Source organism: Aminivibrio pyruvatiphilus (assembly GCF_004366815.1).
In the GTDB taxonomy this organism is placed as follows: Bacteria; Synergistota; Synergistia; order Synergistales; family Aminobacteriaceae; genus Aminivibrio; species Aminivibrio pyruvatiphilus.
The window spans coordinates 79149-100639 of the sequence record NZ_SORI01000009.1 but is presented as its reverse complement, the minus strand read 5'-3'; the positions used below and the strand labels follow the sequence as shown (position 1 = coordinate 100639).

Below are 21491 nucleotides of genomic sequence, written 5' to 3'. Positions count from 1 at the left end.
TCCCGAAGAAAACTGATTATCCAAAAACAGGGGGACGGATCTCCCCCGGAAATGCTTCATTCTCTTCCGTCCTCCCGGGCCGGAACCCTGAGGGGTTCCGCAAGAGGCAGGACCCGGATCTCTCCTCCGCCCTCCGGATGGGAGAGAGACCCCACCGCCTCCCGAAGGATAAAGACATCGGGCCACCCCGTTATGATCCCCCGGGCGGCCAGGGCTTTCACCAGCACGCCGGGGCCCCTTTTCGCCGGATCCTCCATCACGAGGCGGAAAAAGCCGGCCGGAAGGTCCGGTCCGCTGCCGAAGGAAAGGACCGTTCCCTCCTCCCGAAGCTCTTCCAGGAACTCCTGGAGGGAGGGGCTGTTTTTTCCCCTGAGGGCGAGAATGCACGACGAAGCCCGGCACCATTTGCCGAGGGACTTCGCCTCATCGCTTCCGGGGAGACCGTCCACCACTGTGCTTCCCGTGAGGGAAAACCCTTCGGGCAAAAAGAGATTCCACCGGCGGGGGGTATCTTCATCGTACCCGGTAAGCCAGGCTTCGAAAGGTTCGGCAAGGGCGGGAACGCCCACGGAAAGTTCGGGCCCCAGGCTGATCTTCGGACGGGGGGTAAATCCCTCGGAAAGCCGGAAACTGATGGAAGCCCTGGCGGCGCCCCGGGCCAGCACGGAGGGTATGGCGATGTGGGGAATGAAGCAGGCCCTCCCCCGCTTCGCATAGGTGAGGCGGACCCTAATCACGGGATGCCCCTCCCTTCCCGAGGACAGGGCACCGGTCCTGCACGCCGCAGGCCCTGCACGGGGCTCCTTCCATTCCGCCCAGGGGCCTGCAGTCGGGGGATACCAGTTCCCCGAGAGCCCGTTCCCTCTCCCTGAGAAGAAATGCCTTGCTCACCCCGGCATCGATATGATCCCAGGGAAGCCCCTCGTCCGCCGCCCGCCTGCGGGCGGTGAATTCCGCCGGATCGATCCCCGTCTTTTCAAAGGCTTCCATCCAGCGGGGCAGGGAGAAGGTCTCGCTCCAGCCGTCGAACCTCGCCCCCGTCCTCCACGCTTCCAGGAGCGCCGGGGCGAGACGGCGGTCTCCCCGGGCGAAGACGCCCTCGAGAAAGGTCTGCTCCGGCTCGTGGTACTTGAGGGAGACCCGGCTGTTCTTTCCGCCGTGCCGGGAGGCAAGTTTTCCCTTCAGGAAGCGCCCGGCGGACCGGAGCTCGTCCACTCCCGCCTGGGGCTCCCACTGAAAGGGAGTGTGGGCCTTGGGGACGAAGCCGGCCACGGACAGGGCAACCTGGGCTTTTTTTCCCCTGCTCTTTCCGATGGACAGGGCCCGCTCGGCGAGGTCGAGAATTCCCTCCAGGTCTTCGGGGGTCTCGGTGGGAAGCCCCATCATGAAGTAGAGCTTCACCCTGTCCCATCCCTTGGAGAAGGCCGTCTCGAGGCACTGGGTGAAATCCTCGTCGGAGACCCCCTTGTTGATCACGTTCCGAAGCCTCTGGGTGCCCGCCTCCGGAGCGAAGGTGACGCCGCCCCGGCGCATGGACTCCATCTCCGCGGCGAGGTGCACCGAGAAGGCGTCCATTCGCAGGCTGGGGAGGCTGATCTTCACGTTTTTCGGGGCAAGGGCGGCGGAGAGTTCCCGGATGACCGGCGAAATGCCGCTGTAATCGCAGGAAGCGAGGGAGAGGAGCCCCACTTCCTCCCAGCCGGTCTTTTCCACCAGGGAAAGGGTTTTCTCCACTACGGTCTTCACGGACCGTTCCCTCACGGGACGGGTGACCATACCCGCCTGGCAGAACCGGCACCCCCGGGTGCACCCCCGGAAGAGCTCCATGGGAACCCGGTCGTGGACGATGCCGCCGGACGGAACCAGGAGCATGTCGGGGTAAAAGGCTCCGTCGAGGGAGTCCACGATTCTCCGGCGGACGGGAAGGGCCGCTCCGGTCGACCGGAAGGCCGTTCCTCCGCCGGGAACGAAATCGCAGTCCACCAGGGAGGGAACATAGATCCCCTCCACCCGGGCGAGGGCCTCGAGTCGGTCTCTCCTCGGCCTTCCCTTCGTCTCCGAGAGGATCTTCAGGGCTTCGGGCAGAAGCTCTTCCCCTTCGCCGACGCAGAAGAAGTCCACGAAAGGCGCCAGGGGTTCGGGGGCCAGGGCTCCCGGCCCTCCGGCAGCCACCAGGGGAGCATCTTCTCCCCGGTCCTCCGCCAGGAGCGGGATGCCCCCCAGATCGAGCATGGTAAGAATATTGGTGTAGCTCAGTTCGTACTGGAGGGTGAAACCCACCACGTCGAACCGGTCCAGGGGGCGGCCGCTCTCCATGGAGGCCAGGGGCATTCCCTTCTCCCGAAGCAGTCCCTCGAGGTCGGTCCAGGGACAGTAGGCCCTTTCAGCGTCTGCCCAGGGCAGCCCCTTGACCAGGAAATAGAGGATCTGGAATCCGAGGTAACTCATTCCGATTTCGTAGACGTCCGGAAAGGCCAGGCACACCCGGACCAGTCCCCCGGAATCCTCCTTCGGGGGCAGGGAGCCGAACTCGCATCCGGCATACCGGGAAGGCCGCTTCACATCCGAGAGAAGCGGCCACATTCCATCGGCATATTCAGGAAAATGCATACAGCGCCTCCTAGAAAATTCCGGCGTCCCGGGCGCAGACCTCGGGACGTCCGGTCCAAAATACCCGAATACGGCGGAAGTACTCCTCCCCCTTCGGGTTTTTTCTCGCTAATAGGTTTTCAGCGTGGAGATGTACACGCTCTGGGCAAGGGCAAGGGCAATGGAGAGGGCCAGAAGGGAACTTCCCCCGTAGCTCACCAGCGGCAGGGGCAGTCCCGTGACGGGAAGAAGCCCGATGCTCATGCCGATGCTCTCCGCCATCTGGAACCATATCCATGCCGAAATGCCGGCGATGAGCACCTTCGCCCGGCTGTCCTTGGTTCGCATGGCCGTCTCGATGAGCCGCCAGAAGAGCAGCCCGAAGAGAAGGAGCATGCCGATGGCCCCGATAAAGCCGAATTCCTCGCAGTAGACGCTGAATATAAAATCGGTGTGGGGCTCGGGCAGAAACCGGAGCTTGCTCTGAAGCCCCTCCATGAACCCCTTCCCGAGGAGACCTCCCGATCCCACCGCAATTCTGGACTGAATCACGTTGTATCCCGCTCCCAGGGGATCCACCCACGGATCCAGAAAGACACGGATGCGCATCTTTTGGTACTCCTTCAGAAACTGCCATACCAGGGGCACGGCGGCCATCATCAGGCCGATGAGCCCTGCGGGGTACTTCCAGGGGGCCCCTGCAACCACGATGGTCACCATGGTAATGGCTCCGTAGACCATGGCGCTTCCGGCGTCCGGCTGGAGGAGCACCAGCCATCCCGAAACCCCCGCCAGGGCGAGGCCTCCCAGGAAGGAGGGCAGCGTCATGGGAGGATACCGGCAGAAATGTTTCGCCAGCACCAGGATGAGGGCTATTTTGCCGAACTCGGCCGGCTGGAACCGGAAAAACCCCAGGTGGAACCAGCTCTGGGATCCCTTCACCGTCAGCCCGAGCACAATGACCCCCAGCAGCAGGACGAGGGCGAAGGTATAAATCCTGTAGGCCCAGGAGAAAAGCCTGGCGTACCCGATCTGGAGCACGGTAAGAAACGCTGCGGCGGAGAGGCAGCCCCACAGGATCTGGCGGGCCGCGAAACCGCCTCCCCTCCCGGCGAATCCGGCGCCCGCGCTGAAAATGGACACGACGCCGAGAAAGAGAAGCACCAGGGCGGGAAAAAGCTGGAGCCTATCCAGACTGGCCAGATTTTCTCTTAGGGTGAGTCTTTTTTCCTCCATCCGGAATCTCCTGTTCCATCTTTCCGGGGGCAGCCCCCCGCTTGATCCGAATGACCGGTATGTTGGCCACGAAGGCTACGGACCTGTCCGCCCGGTCGAAATCCATCTCTATCTTGGACGTGTCGATGTCCATGTAGCGGGTGATCACGTCGATCATGTCCCGCCTGAGCTGTTCGAGCATCTCAGGCGAAATGTCAGCCCGGTCATGGATGAGAACGATCTGCAGACGCTCCTTGGCAATATTCTTCGAACCGCCGGAGCCGAAAAACTTCTTCAGGAATTCCAGTGCCATGGCGCCTTCCCCCTATTCCTTTCTGCCGAAGAACTTCCGGATTCCCGCAAACAGGCCTTTTCCCTGTTCTTCGCTGAAGTCGGGGAAGGGGACGGTTTCGCCGAGTATTCGCGATGCGATACGCTGGAATGCCTGGGCCGCCGGGGCCGAGTCGCCGAAGGTGAGGGGCTCTCCCCTGTTCGCGGACTTCACCACGCTGTCGTCCTCGGGGACGATGCCCACGAGATCGATGGCGAGAATGTCCAGTACGTCCCGCACGTCGAGCATCTCGCCTTGCTTGACCAGCCGGGAACGGAGCCGGTTGATCACAAGGCGGATGGGGGACTTGCCCATGGATTCAAGGAGGCCGATGATCCTGTCGGCATCCCGCACTGCGGGAACCTCCGGCGTGGTGATGACGAGAGCCTCGTCCGCCCCGATGGAGGCGTTGCGGAACCCCGACTCGATGCCGGCGGGGCTGTCAAGAAGGATAAAGTCGAACTCCTTGCGGAGCATGCCGCACAATTCCTGCATCTGTTCGGAACTCACGGCGTCCTTCGTCCTGGTCTGGGCCGCGGGAAGAAGAAACAGGTTGTCCACCCGTTTGTCCCTGACCAGGGCCTGGTTGAGGCGGCACGTGCCTTCCAGCACGTCGATGAAGTTGTATACCACCCTGTTCTCCAGGCCCATCACCACGTCGAGGTTCCTCAGCCCGATGTCGGCGTCCACGGCCACAACCTTGTGACCGGCCCGCGCAAGGGCCACCGAGATATTCGAGGTGGTGGTGGTTTTGCCGACACCGCCTTTTCCAGATGTAATCACTATCACCCGAGGGTCCACTGAACTTCTCCCCTTCCCTTCCCCGGAGAACGAAGTCTTCCGGGAACATCATTTCATTTTATAATTTTAACTCCCTCACCACGAGGGAATTGTTCTCCAGAGTAATAATAACAGGTTTTCCCCACCATTCCATGGAACTCCCGAGGGAAGAGCTCACTTTTCCGCCGACCCGGACCTGCTTGGCCTCGAAGAGTCCCGCCACCACGGTATGGTCCTCCCCGCCGTCGAGTCCGGCGTGGGCCAGTCCCTTCAGCCTCCCCCAGACGCAGATGCTGCCCGAAGCGAAGACCTCTGCACCGTCGTTCACGTGACCGATGACAATCACATCCCCTTCGTGCTCCACTCTCTGGCCCGACCGGAGGGAACGGGGCAGGAACAGGGAGCCCCCCGACGTCTTTTCCTTCTTTCCGGACCGCTCCGGCACGGGCTCACCGGTAGCCACTCCCATGGAACGGAGGTCATCCAGGGTCTCCCCGTCCAGGGAGATCCAGGAAAGGACATGTATCTTCCGCGACCAGATGAAATCGGAGAGAAGTTTCTGGATAAAGAACCTGGACACTCTCCGGCCCTGGAAATCGAGGACCACGCCAAGATTTCCCGAAAGCAGCGAAGCTTCGCCGAAGAGTTTTTCCAGGTCAGAAAGAAGCTTGTCCTCGTTTCCCGCCTCGGGAAAGATCATCCGTATTCCGTACCCCGCGCCTTTCAGGAGTATTTCACCTGAGACCGCCTGGGCCTCCCTGTGCTCAAGGGGATCCGACACGACAGCACCTCCTAGGAATTCAACGGCGGAGAATCCCGCCTGATTTTTTCTTCCGGGACCCGGGGTCACTGGGCCTTTCCCCTTGCTTCGGGGACGAGCAGGTAGGAGAGAATCTCACCCACCATGGGCGATGCCACCGAGCTGCCGTGAAGTCCCGCCTCTATCATGGCCACCGCTACGTACTTCGGGTTGTCCATGGGGGCATAGCCCGCAAAAAGGGCGTGGTCGTCGCCGTGGGCGTTCTGGGCCGTACCCGTCTTTCCCGCAACGGTGATGCCGAAGCTCCCCGCCTGCCTGCCGGTTCCCCGCCTCACCACATAGTCGAGGCCCCGCCTGATGACATCCAGGTTTTTCCTGTCAATGGGCAGATCCCGGACCGATGCGCCCGCCACCGGCGAAAGGTGGGGCCGGACGAGTCTGCCGCCGTTGGCGATCACGGCGTAGAGCCTTGCGATCTGGAGGGGCGTGGTCAGCAGAAAGCCCTGGCCGATGGAATAGTTGACCGTATCTCCCTGGAACCAGGATTCCCTGAACCTGGCCCTCTTCCAGTCCGGGCCAGCGATGACCCCCGCCGATTCGCCGGGGAGGTCGATCCCCGTGGGGGAACCGAGACCGAAGAGGGAACACCATTTGAGAAGCCTGGATATTCCGAGCTTGAGCCCCACCTGGTAGAAATACACGTCGCAGGATTCCTGGAGGGCCTTCAGAAGGTTGACCGTACCGTGGCCCGAGCGCTTCCAGCACCGGAAAGTCCGGTTCCCCAGGGTGAAGGCCCCGGAACAGTGCACCGTGACGGACGTGTTCGTCTCTTTTTCCTCCAGGGCGGCGAGCCCCACAAGAGCCTTGAAGGTGGAGGCCGGCGGATACTGGCCGGAAATGCTCCTGTCGAGCATGGGTTTTTCCGGGTCGTTGAGCAGGGCGTTCCATTCCCGGACGGAAACGCCCCACGCCAGGGGGTTGTTGTCGTAGGAGGGGGACGAATAGAGGACGAGCACCTCTCCGGTGTTTGCGTCCATCACCACGATGGCACCCCTGTATCCCTTCATGAGGTCCGCAGCGAGACGCTGGGCCCCGAGGTCGATGGTGAGGTGCAGATCCTGCCCCCGCCCCGCAGGCCGGGCGTCGATGGTCCTGACCTTCCTGCCCCTGGCGTCCACTTCCACCGATTCTTCTCCGGGGGTTCCCCGGAGAAGATCCTCGTACTGCCGCTCGATGCCGTTCTTTCCGATCTGGTCCCCGGCGACGTAGTTTCCTCCGCTGAACTGACGGAGCTCATTCTCGCTGATTTCCCCCACGTAGCCCGTGATGTTCGAGGCAAGACTGCCCGCCGGATAGGTTCTCCGCCAGACGGGAAGAGGGAAGAGCTCCCTGGGGAATTCCGGGTCGGCCACAAGGTCGGCCATCTGTGCAAGGGTGATGTTTCCCACAAGGCGGACCACCCTGTAGGGAGCCCAGGACTGCCTTTTAATGGACCGGGAGAGATCCTCGGCAGTAAAGGGGATACCGTGCCCGGAAAGAAGTTCCGCCAGCCGTTCCAGCATATCGTTCTTCTCGATGTCCAGGGGGTAGCCCATGATATCGAAGGTGGTCACGTTCACCGCGAGCAGAGCCCCGTTCCGGTCGTAGATCTCCCCCCTGACCGGCGGGAAGCGGATCAGCCGGAGGCGGTTGTTCGACGCGAGGCGGATGTAGGTATCCGCATGGACTACCTGGAAAAAGTACAGGCCGCCTGCGAGAACCGCCATGGAAAACAGGACTGCCGTCCGCCAGAGCTTCAGGCGGAAATTGAGCACGGGCCTGAAATCAGGCATCGGAGTTCTTCAGCCTCCATCCGTAAATGAGGGAGGCGAACAGTACCAGGGGGAGCAGGTAGCTCTGCTGGAGAAAATAGGTGGTGAAGATCCCCAGTCCTCTGGCGCCTCCCATGAAAATCCGGACCACCGAAATAGGAAAGAAGGCGGCCCACAGGATCGCACTGAAGACCGGCACGGTCCGGCCCGAGACGGGCAGGGAAAACCACGCCCACCGGGACATCAGGATGGTGACCGCGTAAAACAGGGATGAAAGCCCCGGAAAGCCTATCCACCGGAGGTCCCAGAGAATGCCGCCGACAAAGCCCGCCCAGAGTATTTCCACACCCCGGGACGAATGCCTGAGAGAGAGGAAGACGAGGACCAGGAGAAATATTTCGGGCACAATCACCCTTCCTGTGCCGAGGACCCAGAGAAAATCCTGAATATACCACGATATGACATATATCACGGGGAGCGACCCTCCCGTCTCCCGCCAGGAACGGCTTCGCCGAATATTTCAAGGGCGTAGAGCTGGGTGAGGCCCGCTCCGGGGACAACCCGCCACGCGAGGTACGCACTTCCGGAATTCCTGGTTTCGGTGGAAAGGCGCCCCACGGGAATTCCCGGCGGAAGGGCCTCGCTCACCATGGCGGTGCTGACCGTCATCCCCTCTGAAAAAGTTCTTCCCTCCGGCACGTACAGCAGCCAGAGGCCGCCTTCGCCGTCCCCGGCGACCACGCCGAGATCCCGCGTTTCTTCGATGACCACCGGAACCATGAGGGATGAGGACGTGATCAGCTCCACCCAGGAGTAATTCCCCTCCGAGGAGCTGACCCTGCCCACGAGATGGCCGTTATGGAGGACCGGCGCCCCGAAAAAGACGCCGTCGGAGGTTCCCTTGTTGATCCTCACCTCGGACCACCAGGACATGGGTTCCCTGAGGGTAACCCGGGCGTAGCCGTAAAACCTGTCAAGCTCCTGCTTCAGGTGACTGGCTGAACCCACGGACCAGGCCAGCCTGAGCCGGGTGTTCTCCTCCTCCAGGAAATCGAGCCGTTCCTTGAGGGCGCTCTTGTCGGCAAACCAGAAGGAGACCCTCCTGGCGTTCCGCTCCAGCGCCGCAGCGGGATACTCGGGATACCGGAGAATTTCTCCCACCAGATCAACAGCACCCTTGAAGACGTCCTTCCTGGGCGCCGCCGCCAGCAGCAGCAGGCTCGCGATAATCATGAGAAGCCCGTGAATCCATTCTTTTCCAAGATGTTTTTCTGTCATAAAACCTTTCCCCGCCCCGGGTTAACTTTTACTTGGATCCCCTTTCCACGGAAAGGAGCACCTTTCTCATGTCGTCGAGATTGTCGAGGATTTTTCCCACTCCCCTGGCCACGGCGAACAGAGGATCCTCCGCCACGATCACGGGAGTGTTCAGGGCCCTGGAGAGCCTCTCCGCCAGGCCCCGGAGCTGGGAAACCCCGCCGGACAGCAGGATGCCCTGGTCAACGATATCCTTCGCCAGCTCGGGAGGAGTCTGTTCGAGGGCGACCTTAACCATGTCCTCAATGCGCAGCACGATTGGTTCGAGGGCCTCCCTGACCTCCACGGAGGTCACCGTGTCAGCTTTCGGGAGCCCGTCGGCGAGATCCCGTCCCTTGACCGCCATCTCGAGTTCCTTGTCGAGAGGCAGCGCCGAGCCGATGGCGATTTTGACCTCTTCCGCCGTGGTCTCTCCGATGAGCAGGGCATAGCGCTGCCTGAGCATGGCCACGATGGCGTTGTCCATATCCTTGCCGGCAGCCCTGAGGGAATTGGTGACCACGATTCCTCCGAGGGAGAGCACCGCCACTTCACTCGTGCCGCCCCCGATATCGAGGATCATGCTGCCCCTTGGCTCCTGTATGGGAAGCCCCACGCCAAGAGCCGCGGAAATGGGCTCCTCGACCACGTAGGCTTCCCGAGCACCCGCACCGAGGGTGGCATCCACCACTGCCTTCCGCTCAACCTCGGTGACTTCCGCAGGAACCGAAATGACCACCCGCGGGTTGGCCAGCAGTCCCCGTCCGCCGCCTGCCTTCCGCAGGCAGTGGCGGATGAGTTCTTCCGTCATGTCGAAGTTGGCTATCACGCCGTCCTGAAGGGGCCAGATGGTGGAAACCCCCGTGGGGGTCTTCCCTGCCATGGCCTTGGCCTCTCTCCCCACGGCGATCACGTCTGCGGCCCCGCCCTTCGGGCGCTTCCGGACCGCCACGGCGGAGGGTTCGCTGAGCACGATCCCCCTGCCCTTCACAAACACCACGATATTGGCCGTTCCGAGATCGATGCCAATATCACCGCCGAACATACCCTTGAATAATCCGAACACCTGTTTCAGTCCCCGCTTTCTAGGCTTCACCGGGAAGCGGAATGGAGACATGCTTCCCGTTCGCCACCACATAATGCCCGATGAACCTGATATCCAGCATCTTCGTTCTCCCGGCGAGATAGTCCGTCAGCATCCTGTCTTCCCTGCTGGGGCTGAGGGTTCCGTCGGGGTGGTTGTGTACAAGAACAAGTCCCCATGAGTCGAGGCGGACAGCCCTCCGCAAGAGGTATTTTACATCAAGAAAAGCTCCGTCCGGACCCCCGTAGGAAATTACGTCGGAGGTGATGAGGGTCCCGTTTCGCCGCACGTGGAGTCCCACGATATATTCCCTCTCCTCCGGGGAAAGCTCCGCCGCCAGAGAGGAGAGGCGCTTCTCCCAGGGGAGCCCCTCCTCGGGCTCGCTCTTTTCGGAATGAATCCGCTTCCCCAGTTCAAGAGCCGCCAGCAGAACGCAGGCCTTCGCTTCTCCCAGGCCGGGGAAGGAGAGCATCTCCTCCTCCGTCGCCCGGGAAAGCCCCTTTGCGTTCCCGAATTCTTTCAAGAGGTCCGAAGCGAGCTCCAGCACGTCCCTGCTCCTGCTGCCTGTGCGGAGAAGGACAGCGAGCAGCTCCGCCAGGGAGAGAGAGGACGCTCCCCTGCGCCGCAGGCGCTCCCTCGGCCGTTCTTCCCCGGGAAGTGCGGCGAGCTTCATCAGGCGATTTCTCCGTCAGGCCAGAAAGGATTGTGCTTCCGTTCGGCACCGATGGTGGTCTCCGGTCCGTGCCCCGGCAGCACCTGCAGACCGTCGGGAAGGACACCGAGCCTGAGGATCGATCGGTCCAGCATACCGGGATCTCCTCCCGGAAGGTCCGTCCTGCCGACGCTCCGGGCGAAGAGAGTGTCGCCCGAGAGAAGAAAGCTTCCTTCTCCCGATTCGGCCAGGTAGCACGAACTCCCCGGAGTGTGCCCCGGAGTGGCCAGGACGGTGATCCTCATCTCCCCCACGGAGAGGACATCCCCGTCCCGGAGTGGAGAAAAATCGTCCGTTCCGCTGAAGTCGTACCCCATCCACTCCAGCGCGGCGGGGTCCGGAGAAGCCACCATCGAGGCGTCCTTTTCGGGAACATACACCGGGGCTTTGAACCGTTCCATGACGGCAGGGAGTCCCCCGGCGTGATCCAGGTGACCGTGGGTGAGCAGTATTTTTTCTATGGAGACACCCCGGGCCTGTGCGAAAGCGGCGATCTGGTCCGGGTCTCCGGCAGGGTCGACGAGAAAACCCTTTCCGGCCTCCCAGACCAGGTACGTGTTCGTCCAGAGAGGCCCGAGGGGAAAACGTTTGTATTTCATTGTCCGATCAACCTCCATTATCCAGGTTTATCAGCCGCTGCGGGAGTCTCCGCAGCCGGACTCTTTTTCCAGTATGAGCGTCACGGGACCGTCGTTGGCGATTTCCACAAGCATGTGGGCCTGGAAGACCCCGCTTTCCACAGGGATTCCCCTCGCGGCCACCGCCTTCTTGAAAGATTCGTACAGCCGGTTCGCCTCCCCGGGTTCACCGGCGGCGATGAAAGAAGGACGCCGTCCCTTTCGGCAGTCGCCGTACAGGGTGAACTGGGAGACAGCGAGCACCGAACCTCCCACGTCCGCCAGGGAGAGGTTCATCTTCCCCTGGTCATCCTCGAAGATCCGAAGGCCGGCAATTTTCTCGGCCATCCACTCCACTTCCGCCTCACCGTCGGTGCGGGAAGCGGCCAGCAAAACGCACAACCCCCTGCCGATCTCTCCCATGGTCTCTCCGTCCACGGAAACCCTCGCGGAGGAGACTCTCTGAACTACTGCCCTCATATTGACGTCACCCCCGTGAGACGTTGATCATTCCCTTGACCGCATTCAGTTTTGCCACGATAAAATACAGGTGTTCCAGATCCCTGACACGGACCTCCAGTTTCATCCGGGCGAGGTTCCCGCCCACCACTCCGGCCTTGATGCCGGTCATTGCACCGTCCCCGGCGATGATGGCCTGGGCCACGTCGCCGAAAAGGCCGCCCCTGTCGATGGCTTCGAGCTTCAGCCGGGCGGTGTACCTTCTGTTCCCCGTGTATCCCCAGGAGACGGAGATGAACCGCTCTTCCTTGGCGTTCTTCACGTTTTCGCAGTCTGCCCGGTGGACGGTGATGCCCCTCGAACGGGTGGAGAAGCCGACGATAGGGTCGCCGGGAACAGGCTCGCAGCAGTTTGAAAGCACCACCTGGACACCTTCCGCCCCTTCGACGACAATATCCGATTCTCCCTTTTTCCCCGCGAATGATGTATGTTTCTCCTGCTCCGGCGGGGCCGGCGGAGGGGCCGCCTGGGACTGGGCCTTTCCCGCGAGGCGCTGTGCTATGAGGGAGACGCTCTGGTGTCCCGCACCGATGGCGGAAAGCAGGTCCTCTCCGTTGGACTGTCCCGTATCCCTGGCGATCTTGTTGAGCAGGGGAAGAAGATCCTCGAAGGATTCAAACTCCGGCGTCCCCCTCCTGCGGAGCTCCCGTTCAAGCAGATCCCTGCCCCTCTGGACCTTTTCGATCCGCTCCGTCTTTTCAAGTGCACGGAAATGAGCACGTATCTTGCTCCTGGCCTTGCTGCTCCGGGCGATTTTCAGCCAGTCCCTGGAGGGTGTTCCCTGGGGCGACGTGATGATCTTGACGATATCCCCGTTCTGGAGCTCGTAGCCCATGGCCACGATCCTGTTGTTCACCATGGCTCCCACGCACCGCATGCCCACCTGGGTATGGATGGCGTAGGCGAAGTCGATGGGTGAAGACCCCCTGGGAAGAGAAACCACTTCTCCCTGAGGGGTGAAGACAAACACCTCGCTCGAGAGAACGTCGTCCTTCAGCCTCTCCAGGAATTCAGAGGGCTCCGGGGTACCGTCGTGATCCCCCTCGAGGGCCTGGCGTATCCAGGTCAGCTTGGCGTCGAGGTCGTCAAGCCCGCCTCCCCCTTCCTTGTAGCGCCAGTGGGCGGCGATGCCGTACTCCGCCAGGGAGTTCATGTCCCAGGTGCGGATCTGTACCTCCAGGGGCTCTCCCGTGGGCCCCACCACCGTGGTGTGGAGGGACTGGTACATGTTGCTCTTGGGGTTGGCGATGTAATCGTCGAACTGACCGGGGATGGGCTTCCAGATGGTGTGGACGATGCCGAGCACGGTGTAGCACGCCGCGATGTCATCCACCACCACCCTGAGAGCCAGGAGGTCATAGAGCTGCTCCACGGGCAGCTTCTTCCGGTTCATTTTCTCGTAGATGCTGAAAAAGTGCTTCGCCCTGCCCTTGACCCTGCAGTGGATTCCCTCTTCCGCCAGCCTGGCGCTGAGAACCTCCATGGCCTTCCGGACCACGGTTTCCCTCTCGGGCAGCTTTTTGCGGACCCGTCTCCGGATTTCGTAGTACATCTCGGGGTCGGCGTACTTGAAAGCAAGGTCCTCGAGCCCCCGCTTCACCTGGTAGATGCCGAGGCGATGGGCCAGGGGCGCGTAGATTTCCAGGGTCTCCCTGGCGATGCGCATCTGCTTGTCCTTCCTCAGGGCCCCCAGGGTGCGCATGTTGTGCAGTCTGTCAGCCAGCTTGATGAGTACCACCCGGATGTCCTTGGCCATGACCACGAACATCTTGCGGAGGTTTTCCGCCTGGTAATCCTCGAAGGATTTGAAGGGGAGCTTGCCGAGCTTGGTGACCCCGTCCACGAGGGTAGCCACGTCCGCGCCGAAGGCGCCTTTCAGTTTTTCGATGGTGATGTCCGTATCCTCGAGAACGTCGTGAAGGAGCGCCGCGGCGAGGGTGACCACGTCGAGCTGCATCTCGGCGAGGATGGAGGCGACGTTGATGCTGTGAACGATATAAGGGTCGCCGGTGGAGCGTTTCTGATCCTTGTGGGCCGCCCCGGCGAGGACCAGGGCTTCGCCGAGGGTCATGAGCTCCTCCCGGGAAAGGTAATGGACTACCTTGGACCACAGCTCGTGCCACGCGAACTTCACCGAGATGGCCCGGTCTTCCTCGGGAATCCGGCCGATGTAGCTGTCCCTCAGTTTTCCGGAGGCCTTCCGGTCCATTTCGGAGTGTTCGTCGTCCCGGGGGGATATTTTCTCCCCTGTTTCGATTTCCTGTTCCCCGAGAATGCTTTCGCTGAGTTCCTTCGGGTCCATTTCGTCCACGCTCCGTCAGGTGATGTCGTCCACGACGACGTAATCAACCACGTACTGCAGCCGTTCGCGGCCCTGCCAGTAGTCCAGGCGGGGGCGGTATACCCATCCCCCGGAAGAGGACATGGCATCCATGGCGCTTTTTCCGTCAAAGGCAAGGAGTCGAACTCCGCCCGTCTCTATCTGGATATGCCGCCCGTCCCTGCCCAGGGGGAGCATTTTCTCGCCCCCCGTCCGGGCGGTAAAGAACAGGGGCGCGGGATTGCCGTTGCCGAAGGGGCCGAGAGCGCTCACTTCCTTCCAGGAGTCGAGGGCGATTTCGTCCGGGTTTATCTCAAGGGCGGTCACCGGGGGTTCCTCCAGTTCCATGGAGGAGAGGGCCTCTTCAAGATACCTGGAGACATCCGGCCAGTTTGCCCGGGCCACGGAAAAGCCTGCAGCGTACTGGTGGCCGCCCCATGCGTCCAGCATGGAGGAAATGGGGTCGAGCACCTTCATGGCGTCGCCGCCCTCCGGTACCCTCAGGGTTCCCCGGATGCCTCCCCGTACAGGGGCGGCCAGCACCACCGGCGACGACTTCGTGCTGCACAGCCTGCTCGCCACGCCGCTGAGCACTCCCACAGGCCAGTTTTCCCCCAGGGCCACATGACTGAAGGTGCCGCTGAGCAGTTCTTCCGCCTCGCCGGAAATGCGCCCCGACAGCACCTGGCGCTTTTTGTTCAGGGAGAGCAGGGTTTCCACTTTCTGGTCGGACCCCGACCTGCCATGAAGCACGCCTACCGCCGTATCGGCGAGGTCCATCCTTCCCGCCGCGTTCAGGCAGGGGATGACCTTCATGGTGAGGGATTCCTCGGAGAGAGCCTGCCCTGTCAGTCCCAGCCGGGAAAACAGCCTCGCCAGGCCGGTCCTGGGCCGGGATTTCATCAGGCTGATCCCCTCCCTCACAAGCTCCCTGTTGAGGGCGTTGAGGGGCATACAGTCAGCCAGGGTGGCAAGGGCCGCAAGATCCAGCATTCCTTCCATCCGGTTCCGGGGAAGGATGTCGAACTTCCATGCCCATGCCCACAGGACTCCTGTGGCGCAGAGGGCTTTGCCGAAGGAACACCCTCCCGTGCCGTGGGGATTCACCACGGTGCCGTGGAAGTCCTTTCCTTCCTCCGGCTGGTGGTGGTCGAAAACGAAGATGTTGATCCCTGCGGCGGCGGCCTTTTCGAGAATCTCATGGTCCTTGGAGCCGCAGTCCACCACGACCAGGGTATTCCACCCCATGGGGAGGAGCTGGTCCATGACAGCCTCATGAAGGCCGTACCCCTGCTCGTGGCGGTGGGGAATGAAGAAGCGGACCTGCTGTGCTTTTGATCGGCAGATTTCCATAGCGAGGGTGGTGGAAGCTACGCCGTCCACGTCATAATCACCGTAGACAAGCACTTTCCCCAGGTTCGGGATCTTCTTCCAGCGCCCGGCCGCCTCGGCGGATCCCCGGCCCAGGTCCAGCCCTTCGAGAAGCCCGGAAAGAGAAGGTCTGCGGAACGAGGAATTTCCCTCCCGGCTGCCCCGGCATTCAAGAACGGCGGCAGTGAGCAGGGAACAGCCCTCCCTTTCTGCGATAGTCTTTACGGATGAGGTAGGCCGGACAATACGGAGACGGTCCGTCCTGCAGAGGGCGGTCAACGGGACAGTTCCCCCGCTGGACGTGTCCCGGCTGCGGAAAAGCCGGCGGGAACGGGATACTCTCTCCTGCAATGATATGAAAACACGACCGCCTCAACCGTCTTCAAGTCGGCGGCCAAAAATGGGTTCCTCATGAAATTCCTCCCCGGAATCGGCCTTTTCCGCCGGAAAGCATCAAAAAAAGACATTTGCGGAGCCGGAGTATACGTTATGCCCGGGCTCCGCGCAACTGCAAATCAGCGTATTTATATTGTAGTCTGTGCCCCCTGAGAAGTAAACTCCCGCAGCATTCCCCCAAATCCGCAGGCAACGGGGAGCGTCACCGGTGCCGGGAACAATTGAGGATTTGGGAGCGTCTACACGCCGGGGTCGTTTGCCTCCCCGTCCGCCACTCCGGGCCAGAGGGAGGGAATGGCCTGCTCGGGAAAATCTTCCAGTTTTTTTCCGGCGGCTGCCCGAAGAAAGTTATCCACCCACCAGAAGACATTCTGCCGGGCGATGGACTTGCGGAGATACCGCATTCTCTCCTTTTTCTCCCTGTCTTCCATGAAGAACGCTCCCCTGATGGCACCGGCAACGGCGTCCACGTCATAGGGGTTCACCAGGACTGCTCCCCGGGAAAGCTGGAGGGCGGCGCCCGCGAACTCGCTGAGAATGAGTACTCCCGGTTCCCGTCCCTTGCAGGCGCAGTATTCCTTGCAGACAAGGTTCATCCCGTCCTTGAGGGACGTCACCAGGGCCATGTCCGCCGCCCTGTACATGGCCGCAAGCTCCTCCCCCGATACGGAGCCGTAATGCCAGTTCACCGGAACCCACCGGGTGGTGGAAAATTCCCCGTTGATCCGACTGATGAGCAGCTCGATTTCCTCCTTCAGGGCCTGGTACTGCTCCACCGTCTCCCTGCTGGGAACCACGATCTGGTGCAGGGTTATCCGTTCGCGGAGTTCGGGATACAGTTCCAGGCATCTCCGGAAGCCCCTGAGCTTTTCCGGTATTCCCTTGGAGTAGTCCAGCCTGTCCACGCCGAGAATGAACTTTTCTCCGAAGATCTCCTGCCGTATTTCCTTCGACCGGGCCACCACGGGCCTCGACCCTCCCAGGGAGGAGTAGGCCTGGTAATCGATGCTGATGGGAAGGCTTCCCATGGAGAACGAACGATCCCCCAGGCGGACCTTTACGATGTGCCCCCGGCCGGATACCTGGCAATCCGGATGGAAGACCCTCAGGCAGTCGAGGAAATTTTTCCTGTCTCTTCCCGTCTGAAAGCACATGAAGGAGTAGCGGGTCATCTGGTCGAGGATTTCTCTGCGCCGGGGCATTTTCATGAACACATCCACGCTCGGGAAGGGAATGTGAAGAAAAAAGGACGTCCTGAGTCCCGGCTTTTTCTCCCGGAGCATTCCTCCCAGAGGAATGAGCTGGTAATCATTCACCCAGATAAAATCGTCCTCCGTGGCGTGCCTCAGGACAACCCTGGCGAACTTCGCGTTGGAGCGGATATATCCGTCCCAGTAGCGGGGCGAAAAATCGCACCGGCTCTGGAGGTCATGAAAAAGAGGCCACAGTACGGAGTTGGAATACCCGTGGTAGAAGTCATGGACATCTTCCCCGGTGAGCATGACGGGAAGAAACCGGTACCCGCTTTCCTCCGACACCGGCCCGAGAATGTCACGGATATCGGTCAGCCTGGCACCCGAACCCGTTCCGGGCCACCCGGCCCAGAATCCCCCCCTGTTCTTCAGCACGGGATTCATGGCGCTGACCAGCCCTCCCGAAGCGGGGCCCCCTTTCCACTTCCCCTCTTCACAGGAGAGGGTCACCGGCAGCCGGTTAGACACCACCAGCAGCCTTCCTTTTCGTTTCACGGCGCTCCCCTCCTTCCGGTTTCAAGAGCGGCCAGCCACTTGCGGAGGAATTCCGGGACTTCCTCCGGGCGGATTCTGACACCGGCGGCGCTTGCCGCCGGAAGAACCGACACGAGAACCCCCACGCCCCTTCCGCCGAGCACCCGGAAGGCGTCCTCGTCCGTCACGTCGTCCCCGAGATAGCAGACGGGGTCCCTGAAATTTCGGGCCGCCAGTATCCGTTTCATAGCCTCCCCCTTGGTGCATGACGGAAGGCGGAACTCAACGCCCTGGTCGAAGGGGAGTCTTTCCAGGCCGACTTCGGAAGCTCTCTCAAGAATGGACTTCTCCAGCTTCCCGTACTGTTCCAGTACATCGGGCCGCTCCCTCCAGTGAAGGGCGGCCGAAACGGGTTTTCTTTCCACTGCGCCGGGAGGAAAGGGGCGGAACAGGTCCGGAAGAAGACGAAGGGCCTGTTCCTCGGCGCCCGACAGAGGCGTGGTGGCCGTCTCTCCTCCCGGAGAATGGCGCTGCCATCCGTGGCACCCCCATATTTCCGCAGGCACGCCGAGAAGGGATGCCGCCTCCGACGCCTCTCTCCCGGTGAGCAGAATGAACTCCCCTCCCGTTTCCACAATCCTCCGGAGCAGGCGCTTCGTCTCCTCCGGAGGGACAGCCTCGTCCCTTTCCCTGCGAAAAGGGGCGAGGGTACCGTCATAATCGCTCACAAGGAGCGGGCTGACCCCGCTGAAGGAATCGAAGAAGCCCTCAAGGTCCGAAAGGCCGAGGCCGGGATACCCTATATCCAGCGCTCCCATTCCCCTTCCCCTCCGTCCAGGGTCACGAGAAGAGACAGGTAGTTCCGCAGCTGGCCCGTAATCAGGAAATTCTCAAGGACATACTGCCTGGCGTTCACGCCCATCCTCTCCCTTTTCCACCGGTGGGTCAGGAGGTACCGGATCCTGATGGCGGCCCCCTCGGGAGACCGCACCCGGAAACCGTTGAACCGGTTGATGACCTGCAGCCGGATACCTCCGACATCGCCGCCGATGACCGGCTTTCTCTTCCACATTCCCTCGCTCACCGTGAGGCCGAAACCTTCCCTGGTGGATTTCTGCACGACCACGTCCGCACCGGACTGGAGGGCGTTGATGGATCGGTGAGCATCCGGCGGAAGCACCAGGACCGAAATGTCCGGGTCGCCGGCGGCCGCCTCCTGAACGGCGGAGAGCACTTCCCCCGACTCGGGATCGTCCGCGGCCCCTCCTCCGGCGAGAACAAGCCGGATATCCACGTATTCCCTGGCAATTCGGTAGCTCTCAATGACCCCCAGGGGATCCTTGAACCTGTCGAATCGGGAAACCTGCAGGATGACGGGCTTGTCCCGGGGCACCCCCAGCTCCCGGTAGGTCTTCTCCATCTCCGCCTTCGAGAGGGGAATATTCTTCTCGCTCAGGGGATCGATGCTCGGGGTAATGAGGAACTGCGGATGAGGCAGGGGCTGGGCGAAATCGGGCAAAGAGAAGATGGAAGCGTCGTACCCTTCAACCTGCTTTTTCACGAACCGCCACACGGACCTGTTCGGGGCGCTGACGTCGATATGGCACCGCCAGATCCACTTGCCCTTCCGTCCGGGCATCATTCCAAGCAGGGCCGCGGGCTGGGGATCGTGGATGAAAACATAGTCCGCCTCTTCCAGGTAGTCCTTCAGCCTTTCGGCGTTCCTGTGATTTGTTTCCGTGTAGGAGGCGATCTGTCCGTCGGAAAGGCCTCCCGCCATCCCCTGGAGGGAATTGTGCAGCATTTTCGTGCAGGAGAAAAAGGGTTCGTCCCCTTCGATGACTTCCCAGGAAACGTCAAGCCCGAGCTCCCGGGACAGGGGGATCATGGAGGAGAGGATTTCCGCCACTCCGCCTCCTTCCCTTGTGGAGTTCACATGGACGATCTTCTTTCCCCGGAGTCTTTCCGCTATGGCCAGAAGGCTGTCCATGGCATGGAAGCCGATGACTTCGCCGTACTGCTTCAGCATGTCGGACATCATTTCTTCCCTCCCTTCCGGAACCCCTTCTCGAGGATGGAGACGATCTGCCCCTTCAGTTCACCGAGGGAGAAGAGATAGGAATCCACCCTGCCGAGAAGCCGTCTCACTTCCAAGGTTGTGTCGCCGAACTGTTCGAGCCACAGGGTAAAGTCGTCCTTTCCCTCCGGCGAACGGCGGCGGCCGTCGAGGAAGTGATGGAAAAAACTCTGCCGACTGGCCGTTTTGACCGCCACGGGAAAATCTTCCAATGAAGAGGTAACCTTCCCCGTATCGAACATGAACTTTTTGCAGGCAATGAAATAGAATTCCCTGTCCGCCTTCTTCCAGGTCACAAAATCCCCCTGGTCGATGCGGGACTCGAGGATATCCTCAAGGATAGAACGCAGTTCCCCGAGATCCTTGCATTTCACAGGATTGATGGCGCTGAGGGCTTCCGCGAGTTCAGTGTCTCCGAGCCCTCCATCGGCCCACGAGGCGAAATCGTTGTTGAACTCCGATTCGGCGATATGGGGGCGGAGCATTCTGCCCCAGAAATGGTAGTAGAGGGAACTGTCAGGAATTTCGGGGACGGCGGAACGGAGTTCTCTGAGAGTCTGTGCCCGAAGGCCCGTACTCACGGGCAGAAGAGAGCATTCCATAAATCTGAAGGGGCCGCTGGCTCCTGTAGTGTTCATGGTTTCAACCTCCTTTTCAGTCGATGAATTCATCTCCCTTTCATCATGTAGTCTTATCGGCATTATGCAAGTATAACACATAATTTCTTTGTTCTACATTAAAGGCTGTCCCCTAAATCCGCAGGCAGCGGGGAGCGTCACCGGTGCTCGCTTGGGCCGCCGGTGCAGATTGTCATCCTTGACAACTGCACCTGAAACCGACATCCTTGTCGGTTTCTCGGCCCGGGCGCTGTGCCCGGCGACACTCCCTCTGCCAGAAAAAGCTGCGGATTTAGGTGTCCGTCTGAAGCCCCGGCCGCAAACAACAGAAACGAAGACGAAAAAAAAGGAGCCCCCTGAGGGGGCTCCCGTACTGCGGATAATTATCAGCCCTTCTGGGGCACCTTGTTCCACCACTCCGCCAGGAGGCCGGAGGCGATGAAAATGGAGCTGTAGGTACCCACCAGGATTCCCACCAGCAGGGCAAAGGAGAAGCTCCTGAGCACCTCTCCGCCCCACAGATAGAGGGCAATGACGGGAAGCAGGGTTGTGACGGACGTGTTGATGGTCCTGGAAAGGGTCTGGTTGATGGATGAATTAAGCAGTTCCACTATCCCCGCGCTCCTGAGATTTTTCCAGTTCTCCCTGACGCGGTCGAGGACGACGATGGTGTCGTTCAGCGAATATCCCACGATGGTGAGAATTGCCGCGATGAAGGACGAGGAAATCTCCATGCCCGTGAGGCTGAACATCCCCAGGGTGATGACGGCGTCGTGAAGAAGGGCCGCGACGCTCACCACGGCAAAGCGGAACTGGAACCGGACGGTTATGTAAGCGAGAATGCCCGCCAGGGCGAGGATCAGGGCGATAAAAGCCTCCTGCCGCAGTTCTTCTCCCACTACCGGGCCGACCTTTTCGAGCCGGATGACCTGCATGCCCGGAAATTTCGACCGCAGGGACTCCACGGTCTGCCTGCGCGCCTCTTCTTCATTGGCGCTGATCCGGATGATGACCCCCCGATCGCTGTAGGACTGGATGACGGAACCTCCCTGGCCGACGGAGGCCAGAACCTGCCGGATGTCCTCGATGGCCGTGGGCTGTGTGAATTCTACCTGCACCACGTTCCCCCCGGTAAAGTCGATGCCGAGGTTCAGTCCCTTGACGAAAATGAGCCCGAGGCTCGCCGCGATGCAAAGAAGGCTGAGCATCAGGGCTGCCTTCCTGTGTTTCATGAAGTCGATGAAAAAAGTTCTCATGGTCGTCTTTCCT

The 21491-nt window shown here is 61.1% G+C and carries 20 protein-coding genes; all 20 read right to left on the bottom strand.

Features of this window, described 5'->3' with window-relative positions; genetic code table 11:
- Positions 1-56 precede the first annotated feature (56 nt).
- Positions 57-737 (bottom strand): DUF2344 domain-containing protein, encoded by a 681-nt coding sequence (locus C8D99_RS08445; protein WP_166670089.1) that lies wholly within the window; start codon positions 735-737, stop codon positions 57-59.
- Complete coding sequence (locus tag C8D99_RS08440; RefSeq protein WP_133957695.1) at positions 730-2610, bottom strand: TIGR03960 family B12-binding radical SAM protein; 1881 nt, start codon at positions 2608-2610, stop codon at positions 730-732. Before C8D99_RS08440 ends, C8D99_RS08445 begins: the two co-directional genes overlap by 8 nt.
- 108 nt (positions 2611-2718) lie before the next feature.
- Entirely contained in the window at positions 2719-3825 is a 1107-nt protein-coding gene (rodA, locus tag C8D99_RS08435; RefSeq protein ID WP_133957694.1) for a rod shape-determining protein RodA, read from the bottom strand.
- Complete coding sequence (gene minE, locus C8D99_RS08430; RefSeq protein ID WP_133957693.1) at positions 3776-4117, bottom strand: cell division topological specificity factor MinE; 342 nt, start codon at positions 4115-4117, stop codon at positions 3776-3778. The genes rodA and minE overlap by 50 nt, the downstream gene beginning before the upstream one ends.
- Positions 4118-4129: 12 nt before the next feature.
- A complete protein-coding gene (gene minD, locus C8D99_RS08425; RefSeq protein WP_133957692.1) occupies positions 4130-4936 on the bottom strand; it encodes a septum site-determining protein MinD in 807 nt (268 codons plus the stop codon).
- 58 nt (positions 4937-4994) lie between these two features.
- Positions 4995-5696, bottom strand: a complete 702-nt coding sequence (gene minC, locus C8D99_RS08420) for a septum site-determining protein MinC (RefSeq protein WP_133957691.1) — start codon at positions 5694-5696, stop codon at positions 4995-4997.
- A gap of 65 nt (positions 5697-5761) precedes the next feature.
- The gene (gene mrdA, locus C8D99_RS08415; protein ID WP_133957690.1) at positions 5762-7507 is read right to left on the bottom strand and encodes a penicillin-binding protein 2; all 1746 of its coding nucleotides are present in this window, start codon (positions 7505-7507) and stop codon (positions 5762-5764) included.
- Positions 7500-7958 carry a hypothetical protein gene (locus C8D99_RS08410; protein WP_133957689.1) on the bottom strand — a complete coding sequence of 153 codons (459 nt, stop codon included), beginning with the start codon at positions 7956-7958 and terminating at the stop codon, positions 7500-7502. Before C8D99_RS08410 ends, mrdA begins: the two co-directional genes overlap by 8 nt.
- Positions 7955-8719, bottom strand: a complete 765-nt coding sequence (gene mreC / locus C8D99_RS08405; protein ID WP_208321134.1) for a rod shape-determining protein MreC — start codon at positions 8717-8719, stop codon at positions 7955-7957. Before mreC ends, C8D99_RS08410 begins: the two co-directional genes overlap by 4 nt.
- A gap of 73 nt (positions 8720-8792) precedes the next feature.
- Positions 8793-9827 carry a rod shape-determining protein gene (gene mreB / locus C8D99_RS08400; protein ID WP_133957719.1) on the bottom strand — a complete coding sequence of 345 codons (1035 nt, stop codon included), beginning with the start codon at positions 9825-9827 and terminating at the stop codon, positions 8793-8795.
- Between the two features lie 40 nt (positions 9828-9867).
- On the bottom strand, positions 9868-10539 hold the full coding sequence (locus C8D99_RS08395) for a JAB domain-containing protein (RefSeq protein ID WP_133957687.1): 672 nt from the start codon (positions 10537-10539) through the stop codon (positions 9868-9870).
- Positions 10539-11177: an MBL fold metallo-hydrolase gene (locus tag C8D99_RS08390; RefSeq protein WP_133957686.1), complete on the bottom strand. Its 639-nt coding sequence runs from the start codon at positions 11175-11177 to the stop codon at positions 10539-10541. The genes C8D99_RS08395 and C8D99_RS08390 overlap by 1 nt, the downstream gene beginning before the upstream one ends.
- Before the next feature lie 30 nt (positions 11178-11207).
- Positions 11208-11675: a D-aminoacyl-tRNA deacylase gene (dtd, locus tag C8D99_RS08385; protein WP_133957685.1), complete on the bottom strand. Its 468-nt coding sequence runs from the start codon at positions 11673-11675 to the stop codon at positions 11208-11210.
- Positions 11676-11682: 7 nt separating this feature from the next.
- A complete protein-coding gene (locus tag C8D99_RS08380; protein WP_133957718.1) occupies positions 11683-13923 on the bottom strand; it encodes a RelA/SpoT family protein in 2241 nt (746 codons plus the stop codon).
- A gap of 108 nt (positions 13924-14031) precedes the next feature.
- Complete coding sequence (locus C8D99_RS08375; protein WP_133957684.1) at positions 14032-15684, bottom strand: DHH family phosphoesterase; 1653 nt, start codon at positions 15682-15684, stop codon at positions 14032-14034.
- A 356-nt stretch (positions 15685-16040) separates the two neighbouring features.
- Positions 16041-17549: an alpha,alpha-trehalose-phosphate synthase (UDP-forming) gene (locus tag C8D99_RS08370; protein WP_133957683.1), complete on the bottom strand. Its 1509-nt coding sequence runs from the start codon at positions 17547-17549 to the stop codon at positions 16041-16043.
- Entirely contained in the window at positions 17546-18346 is an 801-nt protein-coding gene (gene otsB / locus C8D99_RS08365) for a trehalose-phosphatase (RefSeq protein WP_133957682.1), read from the bottom strand. The genes C8D99_RS08370 and otsB overlap by 4 nt, the downstream gene beginning before the upstream one ends.
- Entirely contained in the window at positions 18328-19566 is a 1239-nt protein-coding gene (locus C8D99_RS08360) for a glycosyltransferase (RefSeq protein ID WP_133957681.1), read from the bottom strand. Before C8D99_RS08360 ends, otsB begins: the two co-directional genes overlap by 19 nt.
- Positions 19566-20243 carry a DUF5752 family protein gene (locus C8D99_RS08355; protein WP_133957680.1) on the bottom strand — a complete coding sequence of 226 codons (678 nt, stop codon included), beginning with the start codon at positions 20241-20243 and terminating at the stop codon, positions 19566-19568. Before C8D99_RS08355 ends, C8D99_RS08360 begins: the two co-directional genes overlap by 1 nt.
- Positions 20244-20608: 365 nt before the next feature.
- Positions 20609-21478, bottom strand: coding sequence for a protein translocase subunit SecF (gene secF, locus C8D99_RS08350; protein ID WP_133957679.1), 870 nt, complete (start codon positions 21476-21478; stop codon positions 20609-20611).
- Positions 21479-21491: the final 13 nt, after the last annotated feature.

What these genes read in the sequence shown, in the direction of transcription:
- C8D99_RS08440 (WP_133957695.1), bottom strand. Translation starts at nt 2,610, where the DNA reads ATGCATTTTCCTGAATATGCCGATGGAATGTGGCCGCTTCTCTCGGAT.
- rodA (WP_133957694.1), bottom strand. Translation starts at nt 3,825, where the DNA reads ATGGAGGAAAAAAGACTCACCCTAAGAGAAAATCTGGCCAGTCTGGAT.
- minE (WP_133957693.1), bottom strand. Translation starts at nt 4,117, where the DNA reads ATGGCACTGGAATTCCTGAAGAAGTTTTTCGGCTCCGGCGGTTCGAAG.
- mrdA (WP_133957690.1), bottom strand. Translation starts at nt 7,507, where the DNA reads ATGCCTGATTTCAGGCCCGTGCTCAATTTCCGCCTGAAGCTCTGGCGG.
- mreC (WP_208321134.1), bottom strand. Translation starts at nt 8,719, where the DNA reads ATGATTATCGCGAGCCTGCTGCTGCTGGCGGCGGCGCCCAGGAAGGAC.
- mreB (WP_133957719.1), bottom strand. Translation starts at nt 9,827, where the DNA reads ATGTTCGGCGGTGATATTGGCATCGATCTCGGAACGGCCAATATCGTG.
- C8D99_RS08395 (WP_133957687.1), bottom strand. Translation starts at nt 10,539, where the DNA reads ATGAAGCTCGCCGCACTTCCCGGGGAAGAACGGCCGAGGGAGCGCCTG.
- C8D99_RS08390 (WP_133957686.1), bottom strand. Translation starts at nt 11,177, where the DNA reads ATGAAATACAAACGTTTTCCCCTCGGGCCTCTCTGGACGAACACGTAC.
- dtd (WP_133957685.1), bottom strand. Translation starts at nt 11,675, where the DNA reads ATGAGGGCAGTAGTTCAGAGAGTCTCCTCCGCGAGGGTTTCCGTGGAC.
- C8D99_RS08380 (WP_133957718.1), bottom strand. Translation starts at nt 13,923, where the DNA reads ATGGACCGGAAGGCCTCCGGAAAACTGAGGGACAGCTACATCGGCCGG.
- otsB (WP_133957682.1), bottom strand. Translation starts at nt 18,346, where the DNA reads ATGGGAGCGCTGGATATAGGGTATCCCGGCCTCGGCCTTTCGGACCTT.
- C8D99_RS08360 (WP_133957681.1), bottom strand. Translation starts at nt 19,566, where the DNA reads ATGTCCGACATGCTGAAGCAGTACGGCGAAGTCATCGGCTTCCATGCC.
- C8D99_RS08355 (WP_133957680.1), bottom strand. Translation starts at nt 20,243, where the DNA reads ATGAACACTACAGGAGCCAGCGGCCCCTTCAGATTTATGGAATGCTCT.
- secF (WP_133957679.1), bottom strand. Translation starts at nt 21,478, where the DNA reads ATGAGAACTTTTTTCATCGACTTCATGAAACACAGGAAGGCAGCCCTG.